This is a genomic window from Luteibacter rhizovicinus DSM 16549, assembly GCF_001887595.1.
Taxonomy (GTDB): Bacteria; Pseudomonadota; Gammaproteobacteria; order Xanthomonadales; family Rhodanobacteraceae; genus Luteibacter; species Luteibacter rhizovicinus.
In genome coordinates this window covers 4,076,109-4,097,527 of record NZ_CP017480.1, presented here as the reverse complement: position 1 = coordinate 4,097,527, position 21,419 = coordinate 4,076,109, and the positions used below count along the sequence as shown (strand labels likewise).

At 65.0% G+C, this 21,419-nt stretch carries 22 protein-coding genes; 13 read left to right on the top strand and 9 right to left on the bottom strand.

Annotated features, from left to right (window positions below):
- Positions 1 to 21: 21 nt before the first annotated feature.
- From BJI69_RS18670 to BJI69_RS18660, 3 genes are all read left to right on the top strand, one after another.
- A complete protein-coding gene (locus BJI69_RS18670) occupies positions 22 to 1,089 on the top strand; it encodes a sensor histidine kinase (RefSeq protein ID WP_052767168.1) in 1,068 nt (355 codons plus the stop codon).
- The gene (locus BJI69_RS18665) at positions 1,056 to 1,847 is read left to right on the top strand and encodes a LytR/AlgR family response regulator transcription factor (protein WP_052767169.1); all 792 of its coding nucleotides are present in this window, start codon (positions 1,056 to 1,058) and stop codon (positions 1,845 to 1,847) included. The genes BJI69_RS18670 and BJI69_RS18665 overlap by 34 nt, the downstream gene beginning before the upstream one ends.
- An 89-nt stretch (positions 1,848 to 1,936) precedes the next feature.
- Entirely contained in the window at positions 1,937 to 3,316 is a 1,380-nt protein-coding gene (locus tag BJI69_RS18660) for a serine hydrolase domain-containing protein (RefSeq protein WP_052767170.1), read from the top strand.
- On the opposite strand, the gene gph is transcribed toward BJI69_RS18660, so the two are convergent.
- A complete protein-coding gene (gene gph / locus BJI69_RS18655; RefSeq protein ID WP_046967620.1) occupies positions 3,297 to 3,956 on the bottom strand; it encodes a phosphoglycolate phosphatase in 660 nt (219 codons plus the stop codon). The two genes, BJI69_RS18660 and gph, sit on opposite strands and share 20 nt — an antisense overlap.
- 30 nt (positions 3,957 to 3,986) lie before the next feature.
- A complete protein-coding gene (locus BJI69_RS18650) occupies positions 3,987 to 4,649 on the bottom strand; it encodes a TetR/AcrR family transcriptional regulator (RefSeq protein WP_046967621.1) in 663 nt (220 codons plus the stop codon).
- A 116-nt stretch (positions 4,650 to 4,765) separates the two neighbouring features.
- On the opposite strand from BJI69_RS18650, the gene BJI69_RS18645 reads away from it, so the two are divergent.
- Positions 4,766 to 6,379 carry an MDR family MFS transporter gene (locus BJI69_RS18645; RefSeq protein WP_211258493.1) on the top strand — a complete coding sequence of 538 codons (1,614 nt, stop codon included), beginning with the start codon at positions 4,766 to 4,768 and terminating at the stop codon, positions 6,377 to 6,379.
- Here the strand turns inward: BJI69_RS18645 and BJI69_RS18640 are convergent.
- Positions 6,309 to 7,193 carry an AraC family transcriptional regulator gene (locus tag BJI69_RS18640; protein ID WP_046967622.1) on the bottom strand — a complete coding sequence of 295 codons (885 nt, stop codon included), beginning with the start codon at positions 7,191 to 7,193 and terminating at the stop codon, positions 6,309 to 6,311. The genes BJI69_RS18645 and BJI69_RS18640 overlap by 71 nt on opposite strands.
- 118 nt (positions 7,194 to 7,311) lie before the next feature.
- On the opposite strand from BJI69_RS18640, the gene BJI69_RS18635 reads away from it, so the two are divergent.
- Positions 7,312 to 8,079, top strand: coding sequence for an SDR family NAD(P)-dependent oxidoreductase (locus BJI69_RS18635; RefSeq protein WP_046967623.1), 768 nt, complete (start codon positions 7,312 to 7,314; stop codon positions 8,077 to 8,079).
- Here BJI69_RS18635 and BJI69_RS18630 read toward each other — a convergent pair.
- Positions 8,076 to 9,269: an MFS transporter gene (locus BJI69_RS18630; RefSeq protein WP_046967788.1), complete on the bottom strand. Its 1,194-nt coding sequence runs from the start codon at positions 9,267 to 9,269 to the stop codon at positions 8,076 to 8,078. The genes BJI69_RS18635 and BJI69_RS18630 overlap by 4 nt on opposite strands.
- A gap of 235 nt (positions 9,270 to 9,504) precedes the next feature.
- On the opposite strand from BJI69_RS18630, the gene BJI69_RS18625 reads away from it, so the two are divergent.
- The 3 genes from BJI69_RS18625 (at position 9,505) to BJI69_RS18615 (ending at position 12,552) form a co-directional block, all read left to right on the top strand.
- Entirely contained in the window at positions 9,505 to 10,122 is a 618-nt protein-coding gene (locus BJI69_RS18625) for a nucleoside/nucleotide kinase family protein (protein WP_244890694.1), read from the top strand.
- Positions 10,106 to 11,530 carry a sugar porter family MFS transporter gene (locus BJI69_RS18620; RefSeq protein ID WP_046967625.1) on the top strand — a complete coding sequence of 475 codons (1,425 nt, stop codon included), beginning with the start codon at positions 10,106 to 10,108 and terminating at the stop codon, positions 11,528 to 11,530. The genes BJI69_RS18625 and BJI69_RS18620 overlap by 17 nt, the downstream gene beginning before the upstream one ends.
- Positions 11,531 to 11,712: 182 nt before the next feature.
- Entirely contained in the window at positions 11,713 to 12,552 is an 840-nt protein-coding gene (locus BJI69_RS18615; protein WP_046967626.1) for a helix-turn-helix transcriptional regulator, read from the top strand.
- 12 nt (positions 12,553 to 12,564) lie between these two features.
- Here the strand turns inward: BJI69_RS18615 and BJI69_RS18610 are convergent, their stop codons facing one another.
- Positions 12,565 to 13,407, bottom strand: a complete 843-nt coding sequence (locus BJI69_RS18610; RefSeq protein ID WP_046967627.1) for a class I SAM-dependent methyltransferase — start codon at positions 13,405 to 13,407, stop codon at positions 12,565 to 12,567.
- A 147-nt stretch (positions 13,408 to 13,554) separates the two neighbouring features.
- Here BJI69_RS18610 and BJI69_RS18605 point away from each other — a divergent pair, with 147 nt between their 5' ends.
- A complete protein-coding gene (locus BJI69_RS18605; protein ID WP_046967628.1) occupies positions 13,555 to 14,112 on the top strand; it encodes a hypothetical protein in 558 nt (185 codons plus the stop codon).
- A gap of 19 nt (positions 14,113 to 14,131) precedes the next feature.
- On the opposite strand, the gene BJI69_RS18600 is transcribed toward BJI69_RS18605, so the two are convergent.
- Both BJI69_RS18600 and BJI69_RS18595 read right to left on the bottom strand, forming a co-directional pair.
- Positions 14,132 to 14,644 (bottom strand): cytochrome P460 family protein, encoded by a 513-nt coding sequence (locus tag BJI69_RS18600; protein ID WP_046967629.1) that lies wholly within the window; start codon positions 14,642 to 14,644, stop codon positions 14,132 to 14,134.
- Positions 14,644 to 15,711 carry an alpha/beta fold hydrolase gene (locus BJI69_RS18595; protein ID WP_046967630.1) on the bottom strand — a complete coding sequence of 356 codons (1,068 nt, stop codon included), beginning with the start codon at positions 15,709 to 15,711 and terminating at the stop codon, positions 14,644 to 14,646. The genes BJI69_RS18600 and BJI69_RS18595 overlap by 1 nt, the downstream gene beginning before the upstream one ends.
- A 172-nt stretch (positions 15,712 to 15,883) precedes the next feature.
- Here BJI69_RS18595 and BJI69_RS18590 point away from each other — a divergent pair, with 172 nt between their 5' ends.
- A complete protein-coding gene (locus BJI69_RS18590; RefSeq protein ID WP_244465265.1) occupies positions 15,884 to 16,240 on the top strand; it encodes a ribonuclease E inhibitor RraB in 357 nt (118 codons plus the stop codon).
- A gap of 92 nt (positions 16,241 to 16,332) precedes the next feature.
- The gene (locus tag BJI69_RS18585; protein WP_211258495.1) at positions 16,333 to 18,243 is read left to right on the top strand and encodes a hybrid sensor histidine kinase/response regulator; all 1,911 of its coding nucleotides are present in this window, start codon (positions 16,333 to 16,335) and stop codon (positions 18,241 to 18,243) included.
- Positions 18,244 to 18,249: 6 nt separating this feature from the next.
- On the opposite strand, the gene BJI69_RS18580 is transcribed toward BJI69_RS18585, so the two are convergent.
- On the bottom strand, positions 18,250 to 18,882 hold the full coding sequence (locus BJI69_RS18580) for a TMEM175 family protein (protein ID WP_052767172.1): 633 nt from the start codon (positions 18,880 to 18,882) through the stop codon (positions 18,250 to 18,252).
- Between the two features lie 100 nt (positions 18,883 to 18,982).
- On the opposite strand from BJI69_RS18580, the gene BJI69_RS18575 reads away from it, so the two are divergent.
- Together BJI69_RS18575 and BJI69_RS18570 are read left to right on the top strand one after the other, a co-directional pair.
- On the top strand, positions 18,983 to 19,519 hold the full coding sequence (locus tag BJI69_RS18575) for a YaeQ family protein (RefSeq protein WP_046967632.1): 537 nt from the start codon (positions 18,983 to 18,985) through the stop codon (positions 19,517 to 19,519).
- A gap of 161 nt (positions 19,520 to 19,680) precedes the next feature.
- The gene (locus tag BJI69_RS18570; RefSeq protein ID WP_046967633.1) at positions 19,681 to 20,451 is read left to right on the top strand and encodes an alpha/beta hydrolase; all 771 of its coding nucleotides are present in this window, start codon (positions 19,681 to 19,683) and stop codon (positions 20,449 to 20,451) included.
- A gap of 133 nt (positions 20,452 to 20,584) precedes the next feature.
- Here the strand turns inward: BJI69_RS18570 and BJI69_RS18565 are convergent, their stop codons facing one another.
- The gene (locus BJI69_RS18565) at positions 20,585 to 21,280 is read right to left on the bottom strand and encodes a dienelactone hydrolase family protein (protein WP_046967634.1); all 696 of its coding nucleotides are present in this window, start codon (positions 21,278 to 21,280) and stop codon (positions 20,585 to 20,587) included.
- Positions 21,281 to 21,419: the final 139 nt, after the last annotated feature.

The window sequence follows — 21,419 nt, the reverse complement described above, 5'->3', positions numbered from 1 at the left end:
GACAGGCTGGGGGGCCTCGACATGAAGACAGGGAAGAGGGGCTATGCGGCGATCCTGTGGATCGCCTTGCTGGTGGCCATCGGTTTACTCAGGGCGACGAACCGGTATCTCGTCGATATCGCCAATCACGTGCCATCGTTGTTTACGCCGAAGCTGATCGACGAACTCACCGGTTCGTTGAGCTTCGGCGTTTTTCTGCCTGTGCTGTTCGTCGTGCTACGCCGTATCGCCCGCATGACTTCGGCACCGGCACGCGTTCTCTCGCATCTCGGGCTGTTCCTCTCGCTGTCCCTGGCGCAGACCAGCCTGATGCTGGGTTTGCGATTGCTGGTATTTCCCCTGGCGGGTTTCGCGCGCTTTGCCGCGATGCCGACCGGATGGCGTTACCTGATGGAGATGCCGACCCAGCTGTTCTTCTACGCGGTGATCGCGCTTGGCCTGTGGCTGGTCGATCGCTACCGCGAGGGGCAGGCCAGGGAACTGCGTGCCGCGCAACTGGAATCGGCGCTGTCGGACGCCCGCCTGGAAGCCTTGCGCCTGCAGCTGAATCCACACTTTCTGTTCAACACGCTCAATGCCGTCTCGGAACTCATGTACGAGCGGCCGCAGGTGGCCGATGAGATGCTCTCGCGCATCGGCGAGTTGCTGCGTGCGACTCTCTCGGCGACTGCGCAGGAGCATCGGCTGGCCGACGAATGGCAGCTGCTTTCGCTGTACCTGGATATCCAGCGCGCGCGTTTCGGTAGCGGGCTGGATGCGCAAGTCGAGGGCGATGCGGCACTCGACGATCTCCACGTACCCTTCCTGATCCTGCAACCGCTGGTCGAAAACGCCATCGAGCATGGTGGCGGTGGCGATGGCCGGCGTGTGGCCGTCGACGCCAGGCGCGAAGCGGGCAGGCTGACCCTGCGCATTCGCGACTTCGGTGGCGGTACGTCGCGTCCGGGCCATGGCATTGGCTTCGCCAATGTGGATGCCCGCCTGCGTCATCTCTACGGCGACGATGCCGGCGTGAGCCGCGATGCGGCGGTCGGCGGTGGCTCCGTGGTTACCGTATGGCTGCCCGCGCGGCGCTGGGCGGCGGCATGAGCCTGCGTACGGTGGTCGTCGATGACGAAGCGCCCGCACGGGCCAAGTTACGTCGTTACCTCGCGACGGCAGAGGGTCTGGAGTGGGTGGGTGAGGCGAGCGATGGCATCGCGGCCATCGACCTGATCCGGCGATGTCGCCCGGACGTGGTCTTCCTCGACATCAGCATGCCCGGCATGGACGGCTTCGCCGTGTTGCAGGCACTGGGCGAACCCTTGCCGGCGGAGATCGTCTTCGTGACGGCGCATGACACCCACGCCGTGCGGGCGTTCGACGTGCATGCGTTCGACTATCTGCTGAAGCCCGTGGGACCCCAGCGTTTCGACCGTCTCGTCGCGCGGCTGCGCAAGCTGCTGGTGCCTTCGGCGAGCCTGGGCGTTCGCATGGACGGCCTGCTGGATGCCTTGCCGCCACCGGCGCATTACGTGGAACGCCTGCTGCTTCCGACCGGCGATAGTGCGGAGCTGGTGCATGTCGATCGCATCGACCGCATCGAGTCGGACCGCAATTACATCGATGTCTACGTGGAAGGCACGCCGCGCCGCTTGCGTGGCACGCTGGATGCCATGCAGGCCCGTCTGTCGCCTGCGCACTTCGTCCGGATCAATCGATCGACGGTCGTCCGGCTGGATGCGATTCGCGAGTTGAAGCCCTGGCCCGAAGGGGAGCAGCGCCTGCTGTTGCGCGATGGCGCCCGGGTCACCTGGACTCGTCGCTACCTCGACCAGCTGCCACCCGGCCTGGCGCTCGAGATCTGACTCGTCCCCGGATCGCGGGTTTTCGTCCCCGTGTGTGGCCCGTATCGCCCCGGCGACGTGCAGACTGCGTAAAACCAGAGGGGATGGCCATGGGTAAGCGAACATTGATCGTCGGAGGCATCGTTGCCGTCGCCCTGGCCAGCGCGTGGGCCGTGTTCCGTCCGGACCAGGCCCTTCGTGTCGCAGCAGGCGTGGCTGCGCACCATGTCTGCTCGATGACCTTCATAGGCCATCAGGATCCGGGTCGCACCTACGACGAACTGGTCGTGCCGATGATCGGCGGTGTGGCCGGTCGCCTGCTCACCGTGCATGTCTCGCCGCAGACACAGAGCGTCGAGGTGTCGAGCCCGCTGCGTTCACTGGCCCGCGCGTCCTTCACTCGCGGCTACGGTTGCCGTCTCGACCTGCCGGGCAACGTGCCCCTGTCGGCAGAGCCCTCCACGGTGACCCCAGCGACACCCTTCGACGATGACTTCGCGCCGGACGAGGCGGTCACCGCGCGCAAACCGGCGATGGTGGCGGCGCTCGATCGCGTCTTCGCCGAGCGCGCCGGTGAGCCGGCAAAACATGTGAAGGCGGTGGTCGTGGTCAAGGATGGTCTGGTCGTTGCCGAGCGCTACGCCGATGGTTTCGACACGCACACCCCCTTGCTTAGTTTCTCCGTGGCGAAGTCCTTCACCAATGCGCTGCTCGGTATGCTCGTCAGCGAAGGCAAGCTGCGCGTCGAGCAGCCGCTGGATGCCCCCGAGTGGCGTGCGCCCGGCGATCCGCGCGCGACGATCACCGTCGAGGATCTCATGCGCATGCGTAGCGGGCTGGCCGCCGAAGAAGCCGAATCGGCCTTCAGTCCTGTCGCTCAAATGGAGTTCCTGCACGCGGACATGGCCGGTTTCGCCGCCGCGCAACCTGCGAAAGAGGCACCCGGCAAGACCTTCGAATACACCTCGGCTGACACCGTGCTGCTCGACCGGAAGATCGGCGAACTGATCGGCGGCGGTGCCTCGGGCGTGCGCGACTACGCCCGAAACCGGCTGTTCCGCCGACTGGGGATGCACGATGTCACCATGGAGTTCGACGGGAAGGGCACGTTCATCGGCTCGACCTACGTCTACGCCAGCGCGCGCGACTATGCGAAGTTCGGCCTGCTGTATCTGAACGATGGCGTCGCTCCGACCGGCGAGCGACTGCTTCCGCAGGGATGGGTGGGCTGGTCGCGCGCATCCACACTCGGCGCGCCTTACGGCGCCGGCTTCTGGACCAACGACGGACCCAGCCAGACCGCCCGGTGGCGGGTCGAAGGCGGCTTTCCCAAGGACGGCTTCTTTGCCAGCGGAACGATGGGCCAGCGTATCTACATCGTGCCGTCGGCCCATCTGGTGGTCACGCGTTTTGGTTATTCGGCGCCGCCGGACTATGGCATCCAGGACGATGTCGCCCTGATCAAGGCGGCTATCGAGAGCTACCGATAGCGAGCAGGTCGGGCATCCGGTCGATGACAGCGAGCGCGCCGATCGCGTGGAGATCGAGCGACTTGCGATAGCCGTAGCTGACCATCACGAAGGGCAGTCCGGCATCGCGCGCGGCAAGCATGTCGCTCTCCGAATCGCCGACCATGAGCGTCTCACTCGCTGCGACGCCCGCCTCCTTGGCCAGGTGCAGCAGGGGTACGCCGCTGGGCTTGCGCTCGGGCAAGGTGTTGCCGCCGACGATGCCGTCGATGTACGGAAGCATCCCACGCGCCTCGAGCAGGGGGCGGACGAATTCCTCGTTCTTGTTCGTGCACACGGCGAGCTTCACGCCCTGCGCGTGCAGCGCGGCAAGCGTATCGACCACGCCGTCGTAAGCGATGGCATCCAGCGCGGTTTCGGCGTAGTGGACGAGGAAACCCGGCATTACTTCGTCGATGTCGACCTCGCTACCAGCGTGGCGGAAGGCGTAGGTGATGAGCTTACGCGAGCCTTCGCCGATCCATTCGATGATCTGCCCGACATCGTAGGTGGGCAGTTTCCAGTCGCTCAGCGTGCGGTTGACCGATTCGGCAATGTCGGCCGCGCTATCCACCAGCGTGCCGTCGAGGTCGAAGATGACCAGGGAAAAGGGGAAGGCCAAGGGGGTCGCTCCACGCGTAAACCCGACATTCTACGCCTTGGCCGGACCGACGCCGTGGCGGAGCAGGGCGAGGGCGTGTCGGACGATCTGCTCCGGGCCGATGTGATTGCGCAGCGGATCGTCGCGCCATTTGCGCGATGCGGTCATCGGCAGCACCGTCAGGCTGAGCACCGAACCGATGATCAGCGCCGGATCCAGGTCCTTGCCGAGCAGACCCTCGTCCTGCCAGCGCCGCATCGTGTCCAGGACCGTGACCTGGCGGCTTTCGCTGAAGCGCCGGTGGATGTGCTGCTTGAACAGATCGTCCTCGCGGAGCATCTCGCCGAAGAACACCGGACCAATCCACGGGCTTTCCGCCGCCAGTTCGACGAAGCGTTCGGCAAGCGTGGTGAACGCGGCGACGGGGTCGTTGGCGTTCTCCAGGAAGATCCCTTCGATATGCCGGCGCATCGGCGCGATGCGCTCGTCGAAGAGCACGTCGAACAGTTCGTCTCGGGTCTTGAAGTAGTAATGCACGGCCGCGGGCGTCATGCCGGCGGCGCGGGCGATCGCGGCCAGGGTGGTCTCGGCGTAGCCCTGGCGCGCGAATAGCTCCAGGGCGATGCCGACGAGACGCTGCCGTTGATCGGGGCCATCGGGCTGTGCGGGCGGGCGGCCTGGGCGGCGGCCTCGGCGGAGGGTTGGTTCGACCACGTTTTTCTACCTTGGACTCTGTGGCGCATGGATACCACGACAGGGGCGGATTTGACGCCGATCCCGAGGTGGACATATATTAACTCACCACTTAATTAATTGTCAGGTCACTCCTCGTGAGCACTGAAACGCTTGAGCAACCGGCCCAAACGCCCGATGCCGTGCTCCCGACGGCAGCGCCCCCGCCGTCCCAGCCGGCGCCGCCCTCGTTGCGGCTGCTGTTCCCCGCGCTGATGCTGGTGATGCTCCTGGCCGCCCTCGACCAGACCATCGTCTCCACCGCGCTGCCGACCATCGTCGGCGACCTTGGCGGCCTCAACCAGCTGTCCTGGGTGGTTACCTCGTACTTGCTGACATCCACCGTGGTGGTGCCGCTGTACGGCAAGTTCGGCGATCTGTTCGGTCGCAAGATCGTCCTGCAAACGGCGATCGTCATCTTCCTGGTCGGCTCCGTGCTTTGCGGGCTCGCGCAGGACATGACCCAGCTGATCCTCATGCGCGCGCTGCAGGGCCTGGGCGGCGGCGGTCTGCTGGTGATTACCATGGCGGCGATCGGCGACGTGATTCCTCCGGCGGACCGGGGCAAGTTCCAGGGACTGTTCGGCGGGGTGTACGGGTTGGCGACCGTGATCGGTCCGCTGATCGGCGGCTTCATGGTCGACCACTTATCCTGGCGCTGGATCTTCTACGTGAACCTGCCGCTGGGCATCCTGTCGCTGGTAGTGATCGCCGCGGTGTTCCATCCGCACGTGCGCCACGTGAAGCACAAGATCGATTACTGGGGCGCCGGCTGGCTCGCCTTGTCGCTCAGCTGCCTGATCCTGTTCACAACCGAGGGTGGCACGTTGCTGCCGTGGAACGCGGCCGAGCTGTGGTTCATCCTCGCGTTCGCCGTGGTCGGCGTCGCCGGTTTCATCTACGAGGAAACCATCGCCGAGGAACCGATCATCCCGCTCGGACTCTTTCGCCATCGCACCTTCCTGCTCAGCTGCCTGATCGGCTTTTTCGTCGGCGCGGCGTTGTTCGGTTCGACCACCTTCCTGCCGCTGTACCTGCAGGTGGTGAAGGGCGTTTCGCCGACCGGCGCGGGCCTGCAATTGTTGCCCCTGATGGGCGGCGTACTGGTCAGCTCGATCGTCAGTGGTCGCGTGATCAGCAGGATCGGGCGCTATCGCATGTTCCCGATCGTCGGCACATGCATCGCGACGATCGCGCTTCTCCTGCTGGGTACGCTCGAGGACGAAAGCCCGATCGCGCTGATCTATGCTTACGCGGGTCTGCTCGGCCTTGGCCTTGGTATGGTGCTGCAGGTGCTGATCCTGGCCACACAGAACAGCGTCGACATGAAGATCATGGGCGTCGCGACATCGGGTGTCACCATGTTCCGCTCCATTGGCGGTTCGATCGGCGTCTCCGTGTTCGGCACGATCTTCACCCATGGCCTGCAGTCGCGTACGGCCGATTTCATGACGCCGGGCGCGGGCTCGCCGCGTTCGTTCGGGCCCGATGCCGTCGCCAAGCTGCCGCCGGACATCCACGCCCGCTACCTGCACGCCTTCGGCGCGTCGCTGCACACGGTTTACCACGTCGCCGCGGGCGTCATCGCCATCGCGTTCGTGCTGGCCTGGTGGATGAAGGACGTGCCGCTGAAGCGGGGGCTCAAGCCTGTTGCAGCAGCTTCGCGTCCCGCCGCGGGGGAAGACCGAACATCCGCGAATATTCACGACTGAACTGCGAGGCGCTTTCATAGCCCACGGCGAAGGCGGCCGCTTCGGCGCTGACGGCTTCGCCGACCATCAGTCGCCGGGCTTCGAGCAGACGCATCTGCTTCTGGTATTGCAGTGGCGTCATCGACGTGAGCTGGCGAAACTGGCGATGGAAGGCCGACGCGCTCATCTGCGCACTGGCCGCCAGATCGTCGATGCGCATAGGCTCCGTAAAGCGATCGCGTAGCCGATGGATGGCGGCGATAACGCGATGCGCGTGCGTGTTCGCCAAGACCATGCGGGCCACTTCGACCCGGTGTGGGCCGCTGAGCAACCAGTAGGCGATTTCGCGCATGATCGACGGGTACAGCAGCGCAATGGCCTGGGGCGTATCCATCAGGCGCACCAGGCGCAAGGTGCAGTCGGCGAGTGGGCCGTCGAAATCGGTGACGAAGACACCCGAACGCGGACCGTCGCCGCCGGGTGCCGGCGTGCCCAGCGTGTCGGCCACGTCGCGCATGATCGCCAGATCGAATTCGATGATGATGCCGAGGAAGGGTTCGGTCGGACTGGCTTGCGCGACGCGCCCGAGCGCGGGCGTTTCCACGCTGACGATCAAGGCCTGGCCAGCGCGGTAGTCCATGTGCTGGTCACCGAACACGGCCCACTTCGCGCCTTGCACCACGATGCATAGGGCGGGCTTGAAAATCAGGTGGGCCGGCGGCCTTTCGTGATCCGAGCGCAGCAGCACCATGCCCGGCACGCTCGTCAGGGTCGGTCCATAGGTTTCCTGCTTATCCGTGTGGCGGAGCAGGGCCTGGATCAGTTCGGAAGTCATGAGCCTCATGCTAGTCCCGCTGGCAGGATCAGGCAAGAATGCAGCGAGTTCACGCATTCAGTCCGAGGCGTTGGAGGCCTATCTTCCGTGCAGGCCCCCACACTCCCGAGGACACATCGTGACCAACGAAAACGCTAACAAGATCGCCATCGTCACCGGCGGCAGCCGCGGCATCGGTCGCAGCACCGTGCTTCATCTGGCCGCCAGCGGCGTCGATAGCATCTTCACCTATCGCGAGAATCAGGCAGAAGCGAACAAGGTGGTCGCCGCCGTCGAGGCGCAGGGTCGGCGCGCCATCCCGCTGCCCCTGGACACCGGTGTCGCCGCCTCGTTCGACGCTTTCGTCGCACGTGCGAAGACGGCGATCACGGAACTCGGCGCGGAGCGGTTCGACTACCTGGTGAACAACGCCGGCCAGTCGTTGCACAAGGCTTTCGATCAGACCACCGAGGATGAGCTGGATGGCATCTACAACGTCCACTTCAAGGGCGTGTACCTGCTCACGCAAAAGCTGCTGCCGCTCATCAACGATGGTGGACGCATCATCAACATCTCGTCCGGTCTTGCGCGCGTCTCGATGCCTGGCAGCTCCGCTTACGGCGCGATGAAGGGCGCCGTGGAAGTCCTGACGCGTTACATGGCGGCCGAGCTCGGTCCGCGCGGCATCGCCGTGAATACTGTCGCACCGGGCGCCGTCGCCACGGACTTCAGCGGTGGCATGGTGCGCGATACCCCTGAAATCGCCCAGCGTGTCGCCAGCATGACCGCGCTGGGCCGGGTGGGCCTGCCCGACGACCTCGGTGCGATGATCGCGTCCCTGCTGTCGGACGCCAACCGCTGGATCAGCGGTCAGCGCATCGAGGTATCTGGCGGCATGTTGGTTTAGTAGGCCAGGGCGGGCTTGTGCCCGCCGAAGCCGAACAGCAGCCCCAGCGCCACGACAACGGCAACACCGCCGACGACCAGCGCGGGCACCACGCCGGCACTGTCCACCACGCGGCCACCGACGAAGGATCCAGCCGCGATGGCGAGCTGGTAGGTCATGACGAACAGCGCCGAACTGGCTTCCGGATGGTCGCCGGCGTAACGGGACACCCATACGCTCAATGCAACCGGCAGGGCGCCATAAGCCATGCCCCAGAGCAGGATGTCCGCGCTCGCGGCGATGTGCGACATGCCCAGCAGCGGCAGTGCAAAGATCGTCGCGCCGAGCAGCAGCATCGTGCCGGCCAGCGATCCGCGCAGGTCTTTCGCAATCGCCTTCGGGGCGACGAAATTACCGATGAAGCCCACCACGCCGAAGCCAAGCAAGACGGCGGTGATGCCGTGCTCGTCGAAGCCCGCGCGCTCGATCAGGAAGGGCGCGATATACGTATACGCCGTGAAGTGGGCGGCGATCACCACTGCCATCATGATCAGGCTGAGGCGTGAGCTGGGTCGACGCAGCAACGTACCGAAGTCCGTCGTCTTCACCACCGTATCCGAAGGCAGGCGGGGCAGCAGGAAGAACTGCGCGATGAGGGCGACGAGGACAAGTGCGCCCGTGGCGAGGAAGGCGTAACGCCACGACGCCACGCTGCCGATCAGGGTGCCCAGCGGCACGCCGATGATCGTGGCGAAGGTGATGCCGGCGAACATCGTCGCGGTGGCCAGGGCGGCCTGCTCGGGCCGCACGAGGCGGCCGGCAGCAGCCAGGGCCACGGCCCAGAAGCCACCCAGCGCGATGCCGAGCAGTGCACGCGCGATCAGCATGGTGGCGAAGCCCGTCGCCGACGCGGCGACGATGTTGGCGGCCATGAGCAGGACCGAAAGGAGCAGCAGCACCCGGCGGCGATCGACGCGACCGGCCAGGAGCGTGGTCAGTGGTGCCGCGATCGCAGCGACCAGACCCGTCGTCGTGACCATCAGGCCGCCGATACCGGTCTTGAGGTGAAGCTCGCGCGTGATCTGCGGCAGCAGCCCGATCGGCAGGAACTCGGTGGTGACAAAGGCGAACGCCGCCAGGGTCACGGCGGCGACCGCCAGCCAGCCTCCTTTGGCAGGGGGAGCGGTGTTCGGCAGGGATTGCGTACTCATGGGCTTGGCCATCGCGAGAAGGGATGGCACCTATATGCCGTCGCCTTTTGCGGACCACAGGCCGGGCAATGTCCAGACACTTCGTCCTGCAAGGATAAAGCGGACATGAAGGAATCTTAATCGACGCGGTGAAAAACGACGGCCGGATTTCATGCACACATAACATGACGACCGTTAGCTTTCTCGGCAGGTATTCGCTGGTGAGAGCATGATCGACACAAAGGTTCGCGAGCGCGTGGAAGCGCTTATGGCACGCGGAGGTCGCCGGATTCTCGGCATCGCCGGAGCCCCCGGAGCAGGAAAGTCCACTCTGGCGGCGCAGTTGGCCGCCCACCTCGGCAGGGCCGCCGTCATCGTTCCGATGGACGGCTTCCACCTGGCCAACGCCGAGCTGAAGCGGCTGGAGCGTGCCGACCGCAAGGGCGCGCACGACACCTTCGACGGCTTCGGCTACGTCGCCATGCTGCGACGGCTCCGAAGTCCACGTCCTGGCGAAACCGTCTATGCTCCCGCCTTTCATCGAGAGATCGAGGAAGCCGTGGCGGGCGAGATTCCGGTCGCATCCGACGTGCGGCTCGTGATCACCGAGGGCAATTACCTTCTTTTCGACGAAGGCCCCTGGTCCGAGGTCCACGGCCTCCTCGACCAGGCCTGGTACGTCGACGTGGACGGCGCGCAACGCAAGGCCCAGTTACTGGAGCGCCACATGCGCTTCGGACGCAGCCGGGAAGACGCGCTCGACTGGATTGAAAACACCGACGAGCCGAATGCCCGGCTGATCGCCGCGACCGCTGGTCGCGCCGACTTCCGCGCCCGCATCGAGCTGGAGACGAAACATGCGCAGTCTGAGTGACACGATGGATAGCCCCGCAGCGGCCACGCCGCATCTGGGGCTGGTGGTAGGCATCGCCGTGGTAGCCGCGCTTGGCGGCCTGTTGTTCGGTTACGACACCGGCATCATCGGCGTCGCGCTCCTTGGACTGGGTCGGCAATTCGCGCTCGACGACACCGCCAAGCAGCTGGTCACCGGCGCGATCATCTTCGGCGCGCTGTTCGGCTGCCTCGGCACCGGGCCACTCTCCGATCGCTTTGGCCGCAAGCGCATGGTCGTCTTCGTCGGCGTGCTTTTCGCGCTGGGCTCGATCGCCTCGGCGATGTCGCCGAATGTAGAGCTGCTGATCGCCTCGCGCTTCCTGCTTGGTCTCTCCGCGGGCAGTTCCACCCAGATCATCCCGGTGTACATCGCCGAGGTGGCACCGCCGCAGCACCGCGGCAAGATGGTGGTGCTGTTCCAGTTCATGGTGGTGTTCGGCATCACCATCGCGTACTTCACCGGTTTCGTCCTCGGCGAGCACTGGCGCTGGATGTTCGGCCTCGGCGTCGTGCCCGCGATCATCCTGCTCCTGGGCATGCTGGTACTACCGGAAAGCCCGCGCTGGCTGGTCGTGAAAGAACGCCAGAAGGAAGCCATCGCCGTGCTCGAGCGCGTCCGTGGCACGCATGCCGCGGCTGCATCTGAAGTCGCCGAGATCCAGACGGTGACGCAGAACCAGGAGGTCGGCACGTGGAAGGACCTCTTCAAACCGTGGATCCGCCCGGCCGTGATCGTCGGTGCGAGCATCTCGATGTTCTCGCAGATCACCGGCAACAACGCGCTGATTTACTACGCACCGACCATCCTGACCAAGGCCGGGTTTTCCGACAAGGTCGCCGTGCTGGCCACGGGCGGCAGCACCATCCTTGTCGTCATCATGACCGTCTTTGGCAGCTTCCTGGTCGACCGCATCGGTCGCCGCAATTACCTGCTCTGGATGATTCCCGGTTCGATCGTCGCGCTCGCCGTGATGGGCTACCTGTTCGAAGGCGCGGGCCCGACGACGGACGTCAGTCGCTGGGCGGTGGTCGCCTGCCTGGCCGCCTACCTGATGCTCAACTGCGGTGGCTTCGGCGTCTGCATCTGGCTGATCAACTCCGAGGTGTATCCGTTGTTCGTGCGCGGGAAGGGCGCCAGCCTGGGCGCTTTCAGCCACTGGTTCTTCGACCTGATCGTCACCCTGACGACGCTGTCGCTGGTGACCTGGCTCGGTGCGGCACATACGTTCTGGCTGTATGCGGTGATTTCGTTGTTCGCGTTGGTGTTCATTTACTACCTCGTGCCGGAGACCAACGGCAAGAGCCTGGAGCGCATCGAGCACGAGTTGCGCGAGAACCGCTTTTATCCGTATCAGCAACGTCGGGCTGAGGCTCGCGGGATGTCGTAGGAGCCGCTTCAGCGGCGAACCCTCAGCGCATCGAACAAGCGAGTGAGGCCGGGTGGTGAGGCGAGCGGTCAACCGCCCGCCCGATCCGACACAAGGCCTCACTCGCGATAGCCGTGCCCTGAGGGGTGCGCCGGCGCAGCCGGCTCCTACAAAAGACCAGCCGACAGGCACATAATCGTGCCATGAGTATGTCGCCAGACAATCCGCTCGGCAGTTACCTCAAGGACCGTCGCGCCAAGCTCGATCCTGCTGCTTTCGGTATTCCCACCACGCGGCGGCGCACGCCTGGCCTGCGACGTGAAGAAGTGGCGTTGCGGGCGAACGTGAGTGCCACCTGGTACACATGGCTGGAGCAGGGGCGGGGTGGCGCGCCGTCCAACGAAGTGCTCAATCGCCTCGCCACTGCGCTCGCGCTGACGGCGGTCGAGCGTGAGCATCTGTTCCTGCTGGCACAGAACCGTCCGCCCGAAGTGGTCTACCAGTCGTCCGACGCCATCACGCCGCAGCTGCAGCGCGTACTGGATTCGCTCGAGTTCAGTCCGGCCATCGTGAAAACCGCGCAATGGGACATCGTCGGCTGGAACGCGGCGGCCGCGGCCGTGCTTACCGACTACGGTACGCTGCCGCCGGAACGACGCAACGTGCTGAAGCTGCTGTTTGCCAGCGATCGTGTGCGGAGCAAGACACGGCACTGGGAAGCGCACGCGCGTTTCGCCGTCGCCGCCTTTCGCGCCGATACCGCACGACTGGGTGCGACCGACAGGGTCAAGGGTTTCGTGGACGAACTCATGGCGCTCAGTCCCGAGTTCGAAACCATCTGGAACGATTACGACCTGCAGAGTTACGGCGAAGGCAGCAAGCAGTTCGCGCATCCGCTGGTGGGCGAACTCACGCTGGAGTATTCGTCGTTCGCCGTCGATGGTCGGCCCGAGCTGGGTCTGATCATCTACACGCCGGCGACGTCGGCCGACAGGGAGCGTGTCGGCATGTTGATCGAGGCGAGGCGGCCGGCCTCGCCGTAATCCGATGCGACCTTATCGGCGGACGGCGAGCACGCCGTCCAGCGCCAGCTCCGTCTTGAAGCCTGCTTTCTCCAGCCGTTTGGCCACCTCGCGCGGCACGTCCCGGCCGCTGGTCAGCTTGTTCGGGCTGCCGGTGTAGTGGAACAAGCGGCCGCCGCGGCGGAGGGTACGGGCCAGTTCGTTGTAGAACACCTGCGAGTAGAGCTCGCCGGCGATGCCGAAGCGCGGCGGGTCGTGCAGCAAGGCGTCGACGGAGGCGTCTGGAATCGCCGTGATCGCCTGCGACACGTCACCGTGCGTCAGGCTAAGGCGGCCCTCGCTGGATGCGGCGTCCGGGTCCGGCGACCACGGGTTCAGCGTGCGCAGCCAGAGCACGTCTTCGTTCTTTTCGAACGAAAGGATCCGCGCCACGCCACCCTCGAGACAGCAGGCGGCGAAGTAACCCAGGCCACCACAGGTGTCGAGCACGACCTTGCCGCGAGGCTCGACTAGGGCGACTTTTCGGCGCGCGTCTTCGAAGGGCGACTCCTTCGACGTAGGTAACATCTTGATGCCGTCGATCTCGAAGGTCGGCGCGCCCCAGGGTGTCGGCACCAGCTTGATCAGCGAGCCCGAGAATTGCGACACCGACGAAAAATCCTCGCCATCCCAGAAGTAGATGGTGCGGTCCTTGAGCTTGCCCGGATAGGGGTAAGCCTGGCCCTGCCACTGCCAGGTATCGGTCCGCAACGTCACCGGCGCCTCGGCGCGGCCCAGGTCCATCGACGCCGTCCACTCGGCGACCCCGCTATCGCGCGCGCCAAGCAGCGCCTGGGCGAGCGGCAGGGTCAAAAGCGGGCCGGCATAGTGCGACAAGGTGGCTCCTCACACCGCTTTGAGCGGCGGAATCGGTGGGGGCGCACATTCTAGGGCGATTGGCCGGTTGTGCGTACAACTACGGATGGAACCTGCTTGCCGCACGGCGCTTAATGACGATGGATGTCGAGGTGAGGATAGACGAGCATGCGCGCCGCGTGGCTCCCGATGGTGGCTCTGCTCGTGCCAGCGGCGACGGCGATCGCCGCGCCCCCCGGTGCAGTCAGTGCCGCGGGCGCCGTGATTGCCGTACACGCCAGCGTACCGGGCACGTCGATCCTCGATATCCCCCGGACCACCCCGCGCGTCGCGCCGATCGCCGACGAACTCATTCCACCGGTTCCCTATACGGCCCGGACCGTCGCCTTCGTGAAGACCTTCGTCGTCACGGCGACGTACGACGATAGACCGTACCGGGTCATGGTGGTCATGGTGGACTCAGAGGGGCTGGTCTATTCGACGTCGCAACAAGGCGGTCGCAGCGTGACGGATGCCGAAAGCCCCGACGCCCTGAAGGTCAGGGTCACCAGCCTCTCGCCCGTCGTGTTCGATGTGGCCGTCTACAAGGCGGAACCGAACGCCACGGCCACACGTGAGCGCGTGGCCGTGGGCGACCTGGAGCAGGGCCACTCGGCCTTCGCCCTGCGCGAAAACAAGCTGGCCGTACGCGTGGAGCGGCTGGAGGACGAAGTCGACTTACGTTGAGATCGTGATGCCTCGCGACTCACCTGGCGTATCTCGTGAACACGAAATCGTGATCGCGGACGCGCGCCTGATGGCAGGCAAAGCACGTCCGGTGTTGTGCTTCATCGACCGCCTGCCCATGGACGAACCGGCCGAATCCCCATCCACCGGTGGCGGCATACTTCTTCGAGTCCTTGACCATCACCTGTACCGTGGTCGCCTCACCGGGGATGGTCGCCGGCGCGAACTCGGGGGATGGCGCTTTCTTCCACGCGAGCTTGACCAGGACCGTACCGTCGGGAAAGGGCAGGTTACCGCTGCGGTAAGCCTCGATCGCCTTGCGGTTACCCAGGACGGAGCGGATCTCATTGAGTGGATCCGCTTCGATCGCCGGCGCGATCAGTTCCCACTGCCGGTAGCCGTCGGGAATGGTCACGCCGTAGATAGGAGACGCCGATTTTGGCTTCTCCCCGGCCCGCGCGGATGATCCAGCCATCCATACGGCTACCAACAGCAGGGTCGCGGCGGGCACGGCAAGATAGACGGGCTTCATCACAGCTTTTCAACGTCGATGATTGCCTTGGCGAAGGCCTGGGGGGCTTCCTGTGGCAGGTTGTGTCCGATGCCACCCGTGATCAGCCGGTGCTCGTACTTGCCGGTGAACTTCTTCGCGTAATTGGCCGGATCCGGATGCGGTGCGCCGTTGGCATCGCCTTCCATGGTGATCGTCGGCACCCCGATCGTCGGGAAGGTGGCGAGCTTGGCTTCCAGCGCGTCGTACTTCGCTTCGCCTTCGGCAAGGCCCAGACGCCAGCGATAGTTGTGGATGGTTATCGCCACATGGTCGGGATTGGTGAACGCGGGTGCGGATCGTTCGAAGGTGGCATCGTCGAAATGCCACTGGGGCGAGGCCTGCTCCCAGATCAGGTGGACGAAGTCGTGGGTGTGCTGGGCATAACCGTCGCGGCCGCGCTCGGTGGTGAAGTAGTACTGGTACCACCACTGCAGCTCGGCCTTCGGCGGCAGTGGCTTCTTGTTCCCTTCCTGGCTGCCGATGAGATAGCCACTGACCGAGACCATCGCCTTGCACCGCTCGGGCCATAGCGCCGCCATGATGTTGACCGTGCGCGCACCCCAGTCGAAGCCGGCAAGGATGGCTTTCTTGATCTTCAGCGCGTCCATCAAGGCGATGATGTCGGAGGCGATCGCGGCCTGCTGGCCATTACGCGGCGTGTCCGCCGAGAGGAAGGTGGTGCTGCCGTAGCCACGGAGGTACGGCACGATCACCCGGTATCCCGCGGCGGCGAGGATCGGTGCGACATCCACGAAGCTGTAGATGTCGTACGGCCAGCCGTGAACGAGGATGACCACCGGGCCCTTCGCCGGACCGTCTTCGGCATAGCCGATGTCGAGCACACCCGCCTTCACCTGCTTGATCGCACGGAACGAGGTCGCCGACGTGCCCGGCGCCCCCGGCGTATCGGCGGCACCGGATGAAGGCCGCGCGGCAGCGGCAGGCCTGGCGCTGGCGAGGGTCGCCAGCCCGAGGGGGGCCAGGGCGACACCCAGCGCGGCGGCGCCCATGAATTTCCGGCGCTTTTGATCGAGTGCATCCGACATCGTCGACTCTCCTGTGGTCTGGAGAACGACGATAACGCCGCCCGCCCGGGCTTGATTGCACCTGCCGCTGCGGTTTTGAAACACTCTGTATCCGGCGATTCCACGGATACGTTCGGATACAAAAAAGTCGCCGCCGCAGTATCCTGCGGGCCATTCTCAATGGGACGACGCCGTGATCGAGAAAAAACAGCTCGAGTTGATGTTCGAACAGATTGCCGACAATACGGACTGGGACCTGTCTGCGCCGCTGATCTGGGGCTACTTCTTCACCGACGCATCGGCGGACAAGCTGCGCGCCGTGGCCCCCGCTCTCGAGCAGGACGGCTATCGATTCGTCGACGTCTTCCTGGCCGACAAGGACGAGCCGGGCGACGCCGACCTATGGATGCTGCACGTCGAAAAGATCGAAGTGCATACGCCCGACAGCCTGGACCAGCGCAACGGCGAGCTCTACGCCTTTGCCGCCGCGCATGGCCTGGGTGCCTATGACGGCATGGACGTCGCCCCCGTCGATCCCGAAGAGGACTGAGCGACGGCGCTCGTCGTGTGAAGGCCACTTCACGGAGCGCCAGGCCAGAGGCAGTACCTTGACGCATGAACACGCACCGAGACTCCGCACGCATGGATGATTCCGCCTACCGTCGTCTGGTCGAAGGCATCTCCGATTACGCCATTTTCTGGCTCGAGCCGGGTGGGGCGGTGGCGACCTGGAACGCCGGCGCGCTGCACGCGACCGGATATTCCGCCGCCGACATGATCGGCCAGCCGTTTTCCTTGCTGTTCTCGGGCGAGGACAATGGGACGGGTGCGCCGGAGGCCCTGCTCGATACGGCGCTTCGCGAAGGGCGCAGCGAGCTCGATGGCTGGCTGCTGCGCAAGGACGGCTCCCGATTCTGGGCGCAGATCCTCATCGACCCTGTGCGTGACGGCGATACGCCGCTGGGCTTTGGCGTCGTGATGCGCGACCGCACGGAGCGCAAGCGACTCGACGAAGAACTCAGGCGCAGTCAGGAGCAATTCCGCGTGCTGGTCCAGGGCGTTGCCGACTACGCCATCTACATGCTCGACCCTGGCGGCCACATAACGAGCTGGAACTCGGGGGCGGAACGAATCAAGGGATACGCGCCCGAGGAAGTCATCGGGCGGCATTACTCGGCATTCTTCACCCCCGACGATGTCGCGCGTGGTGAACCGACCACCAACCTCGAAGCCGTGGCGCGCGAGGGACGGATCGAGACCGAGGGCTGGCGGTTGCGCAAGGACGGCAGCCGATTCTGGGCGCATGTGGTGATCGACCGGATTACAGACGACACCGGCAAGCTCATCGGCTTCGCGAAAGTCACCCGCGATGTCACCGAACGGCGTGCTTCCGCGCAGGCATTGGAACAGGCGCGCGAAGCGCTTTTCCAGTCACAGAAACTCGAAGCGGTGGGCCAGCTGACCGGCGGCGTGGCGCACGATTTCAACAATCTGTTGATGGCCGTGCAGGGCAACCTGGAGCTGATGCGCGATCACGCCGAGCTGCCCGAACGGCTCAACCGGCTCGTAGGAAACGCGCTGACCGGCGTGCGCCGCGGCGTCAGCCTGACGCAGCGCATGCTGGCCTTTGCGCGTCGCCAGCAACTCCATCTCGAGCCGGTCAATGTCGTCACGTTGGTCTCGGGGATGTCGGATCTGCTGCGGACCTCGCTCGGCCCATCCATCGCGATCGAGGTCCGCTTTCCACTGGCTCTTCCGGATGTCATGGGCGACATCAATCAGCTCGAGCTGTGTGTCCTCAATCTTTGCGTGAACGCGCGCGATGCGATGGGGGAAGGCGGAATCATTTCCATCCAGGCGGCCACGGAGGCGATCGGTACAGCGCATCTGTTGCACCTGGCGCCGGGTGATTACGTGCGTCTGTCGATCGCCGACAACGGCTCGGGCATGGACGCCACGACGCTCGCCCGGGCGACGGAGCCTTTCTTCACCACGAAGGGCGTCGGCAAGGGCACCGGTCTCGGCCTGTCGATGGTGCACGGCATCGTCCAGCAGTCCGGTGGGGCCCTGCAGCTCGAAAGCGGCGACGCCGGCACGACCGTCTCGATCTACCTTCCCGTGGCGCCGTCGGAAGCGACGGCCTTGCCGGTGTCCACGCCCACCGAGCCCCGCCGCGTAAACCGGCAGGCTGTCGACGTTAAAGGTCCGCTGCCGGTGATCCTGGTGGTCGACGACGATCCGCTCGTCCTCTCCACCGCGGTCGAGATGCTCAATTACGCCGGGTACGATGCCCGCGGCGCCGCCTCGGCCAATGAAGCGCTGCGCCGGCTGGAAACGATCGACGAGCTCGTGGCCGTCGTGACCGACCATGCGATGCCCGGGATGACAGGGTCCGAGCTGGCCGCCCGGCTGGCCACGATCCGGCCGGGGCTTCGCGTCGTGCTGGCGAGTGGTTATTCGGAGTTGCCTACGGCGGCACCCGGCATCGCGGTCCAGTTGCAGAAGCCGTTCGGCCGCGACGCGCTGCTGGCGGCCATCCGTGGCAACGGTTGAGGGGCGTCAGCCTGGATCCTGGGTCGAAGCGACCGGCGCCGACCGCTTCATCCGCGCCAGAAGCATGACGAAGAAGGGCGTCAGCATCAGCGGCAGGTTGCTCAGCCCCGGCCATCGGATGGCAAGCATGAGGGCCACCAGCGCCATGCCCGGCATGCCCAGGCTGCGGCGTATGGCGACGGCGACATCGTCCGCCGTCACATCCGGATAGAGATACGGCGCCCGCAGCGCACGTTTCAGTAACCGGTACTGGCACAGGCCCGCGACGATCAGGGTGATGGCGTAGAACATCTGTGGCACGCGGTCGTTGAAGTGCGTGCTCATCAAGGCCGTCGGAAACGGGATGAAGGCCACCATCATCAGCAGGGTCAGGTTGGGCCAGACGACTGCTGGATCGTAATGGCGAAGTCGTCCGAACGTACGGTGATGTGCGGCCCACAGGGCGCCCACCACATAGAAGGTAAGAACGAAACCGACGAAGTGCGGGATGAGATCCGCCAGTGCCTGCAACCAGGCAGCGTCGGTGTCGGCCGCGGGCTCCGGCACCTTGATATCGATGACGAGCAAGGTCATGGAGATAGCGAACACGGCGTCCGAGAAGAACGTGAGACGTTCGACCTGTTGATCCTGATGCGGCATGCGAAGTACCCCCTTCGTGACCCCCGGCCCGATCATCCCGCGAGCCGGGCTTCAGGGGAATAGGGCAGGGAATCGGGCGGACTCCTGTAGAATCGACCCCATGGCACTCAAATCCACGGTCTTCAAGGCCGATCTGCAGGTCAGCGACATGGACCGGCACTACTACCAGGCACACCCCCTGACCATCGCCCAGCACCCGTCGGAAACCGACGAGCGCATGATGGTCCGCGTGCTTGCGTTCGCTCTCAACGCCGACGACTCGCTGGCCTTCGGCAAGGGCATCAGCTCCGAGGACGAGCCGGACCTGTGGCGCAAGGAGCTCACCGGCGAGGTCGATCTGTGGATCGAGGTCGGCCAACCCGATGAGCAGCGTATCCGTCGTGCCGCCGGTCGCGCCAACCGCGTCATCGTCTACACCTATAGCGGGCGCAGTGCCGAAGTCTGGTGGAAGAAGACCTCGGCCGCGGTGGCGCGGACGAAGAACGTCTCGGTGATCGACATCGCGCCGGCAACGGTCGAGGCACTCGCCGCGCTCACCCAGCGCACGATGCAGATCCAGTTCATGGTCCAGGACGGGCAGGCCCAGATCATCAGCGGTGACACGGTGTTGCCGGTCGAACTGACTACGTTGGCCTGAGCTTCAGTTTCGCTGCACCGGATTTGCAGCAAACCATCGTCGCTTGGCGTCGCGGCCGCTGCGTTTACAGCGGCGTCATTTTCGAGAAAGTTTTCGGTAAGGCGCAGGGCACAGCATGTGTCCACGTTCTAACTCACGCTTATCCGAGGACAGCTACGATCATGCGCACCACGACAAAGACGTTCCTTTTTTCCGCCGGCCTCCTGCTCGGTGCCGCCGTCATGAGCAACCCGGTCGCCGCGGCCACGCCGGTGAAGAACATCGTGCTGGTACACGGTGCCTGGGTGAACGGCAGCGGATGGAAGCCGGTGTACGACATCCTGACGAAGGACGGTTACCACGTGTCCATCGCCGAGCATCCGCTCACGTCGTTCAACGACGACGTGACGGCCGTCAAGCGCATCGTGGACATGCAGGACGGTCCGACTATCCTCGTCGGCCACAGCTACGGTGGCGCGATCGTGACCGATGTCGGCAACGATCCCAAGGTGGCGGGACTGGTGTATATCGCCGCGCACGCGCTCGACCAGGGTGAGACCGAAGTCGGCAACGGTAAGCTCTATCCGAACAAGACCAAGGCCGTGAAGAAGACGGCCGATGGCTTCACCTATCTCGACCCGGCGTTCTACCCCGCCGATTTCGCCGCCGACCTGCCGAAGGCCCAGGCGGAATTCGAAGCGCAGGCGCAGGAGCTCACGGCCGCCGAAGTGTTCACGGTTCCCGCAGGCCAGCCGGCCTGGAAGACCAAGCCCAGCTGGTACGCGGTAGCCACCGCCGATCGCATCATCAATCCCGATCTGGAGCGGATGTACGCCAAGCGCGCACACAGCCACACGATCGAAGTGCAGGGCGCCAGCCACTCTGTGTACGAGTCCCATCCGAAGGAAGTCGCCGCGCTGATCGAAGACGCCGCGCGCAACGCGATCCCGTAAGGAATGTGGGAGCCGCTTCAGCGGCGAAAAGCCAACGTAGCGGCGATGCCGGACGCCTATCGCCGCTGAAGCGGCTCCCACAGGGTGTCGCAAGCACCCTATCGCCGATGAATCGGCTCCTACCGAGCGCCGGTCAGGCCAGCTTGTCTTTCAGGAATGCCCAGGTGCGGTCGTTCGCGGTCTTCGCGGCGGCCGCGTCGTAGTGAGCGCCACCGTGACGCGAGAACGCGTGATTGCAGCCGGGGTAGCTGTAGATCGTGACGTTGGGTTTGCCCTCGAGTGCGTGCTTGATGGCGGCCTGTGCGTCCTTGGTGATGTATTCGTCTTCCTCGGCCAGATGCATGAGGAAGGGCGCGGTGATCGACCCCGCCTCACCCAGATAGCTCTCGGTATCGCCGCCGTGGAAGGCGACCGCTGCATCGACCTTGCTTCGTGCCGCGGTGAGGAAGGTCATCAGACCACCCAGGCAGTAACCCATCACGGCGACCTTGCCGGTCGCGCCCTTGAGTTTGCCGGCGGCCGCGATGGTGGCGACCACGTCGGCGACGCCTTCGTCGCGGCTGTAGGCCATGTACAGCGCCAGTCCGGCCTTCCAGTCGGCCTCGGATGTGACGCTGAGATCGACGCCCGGTTGCTGACGCCAGAACAGGTCGGGCGCCACGGCGATGAAACCCTGGGCGGCGAGGGCGTCACACGTCTGGCGGACGTCGTCGTTGACGCCGAAGACTTCGTGGAGCACGACCACCGACGGCGCGTTTTCGGTCTTGGGATAGGAAACGTAGGCGGCGAAGTCGCCTGCATCTGACTTGATCGTGATGGTTTCGGACATGGGTGCGTTCCTTGGATGATCAACTGCGTACCATCCGTCGGGAGTGACGGCATGGCTTGTCGAAAGGGAGCTGCATTTGTTCCTGTTGGTGGCTGGAAGGTTGTGGCGAAACCATCGCCGGCGTAGCCGGCTCCCACAG

What these genes read in the sequence shown, in the direction of transcription:
- BJI69_RS18670 (WP_052767168.1), top strand. Translation starts at nt 22, where the DNA reads ATGAAGACAGGGAAGAGGGGCTATGCGGCGATCCTGTGGATCGCCTTG.
- BJI69_RS18665 (WP_052767169.1), top strand. Translation starts at nt 1,056, where the DNA reads ATGGCTGCCCGCGCGGCGCTGGGCGGCGGCATGAGCCTGCGTACGGTG.
- BJI69_RS18660 (WP_052767170.1), top strand. Translation starts at nt 1,937, where the DNA reads ATGGGTAAGCGAACATTGATCGTCGGAGGCATCGTTGCCGTCGCCCTG.
- BJI69_RS18640 (WP_046967622.1), bottom strand. Translation starts at nt 7,193, where the DNA reads ATGACTTCCGAACTGATCCAGGCCCTGCTCCGCCACACGGATAAGCAG.
- BJI69_RS18630 (WP_046967788.1), bottom strand. Translation starts at nt 9,269, where the DNA reads ATGAGTACGCAATCCCTGCCGAACACCGCTCCCCCTGCCAAAGGAGGC.
- BJI69_RS18620 (WP_046967625.1), top strand. Translation starts at nt 10,106, where the DNA reads ATGCGCAGTCTGAGTGACACGATGGATAGCCCCGCAGCGGCCACGCCG.
- BJI69_RS18615 (WP_046967626.1), top strand. Translation starts at nt 11,713, where the DNA reads ATGAGTATGTCGCCAGACAATCCGCTCGGCAGTTACCTCAAGGACCGT.
- BJI69_RS18605 (WP_046967628.1), top strand. Translation starts at nt 13,555, where the DNA reads ATGCGCGCCGCGTGGCTCCCGATGGTGGCTCTGCTCGTGCCAGCGGCG.
- BJI69_RS18600 (WP_046967629.1), bottom strand. Translation starts at nt 14,644, where the DNA reads ATGAAGCCCGTCTATCTTGCCGTGCCCGCCGCGACCCTGCTGTTGGTA.
- BJI69_RS18595 (WP_046967630.1), bottom strand. Translation starts at nt 15,711, where the DNA reads ATGTCGGATGCACTCGATCAAAAGCGCCGGAAATTCATGGGCGCCGCC.
- BJI69_RS18585 (WP_211258495.1), top strand. Translation starts at nt 16,333, where the DNA reads ATGGATGATTCCGCCTACCGTCGTCTGGTCGAAGGCATCTCCGATTAC.
- BJI69_RS18580 (WP_052767172.1), bottom strand. Translation starts at nt 18,882, where the DNA reads ATGCCGCATCAGGATCAACAGGTCGAACGTCTCACGTTCTTCTCGGAC.
- BJI69_RS18575 (WP_046967632.1), top strand. Translation starts at nt 18,983, where the DNA reads ATGGCACTCAAATCCACGGTCTTCAAGGCCGATCTGCAGGTCAGCGAC.
- BJI69_RS18570 (WP_046967633.1), top strand. Translation starts at nt 19,681, where the DNA reads ATGCGCACCACGACAAAGACGTTCCTTTTTTCCGCCGGCCTCCTGCTC.
- BJI69_RS18565 (WP_046967634.1), bottom strand. Translation starts at nt 21,280, where the DNA reads ATGTCCGAAACCATCACGATCAAGTCAGATGCAGGCGACTTCGCCGCC.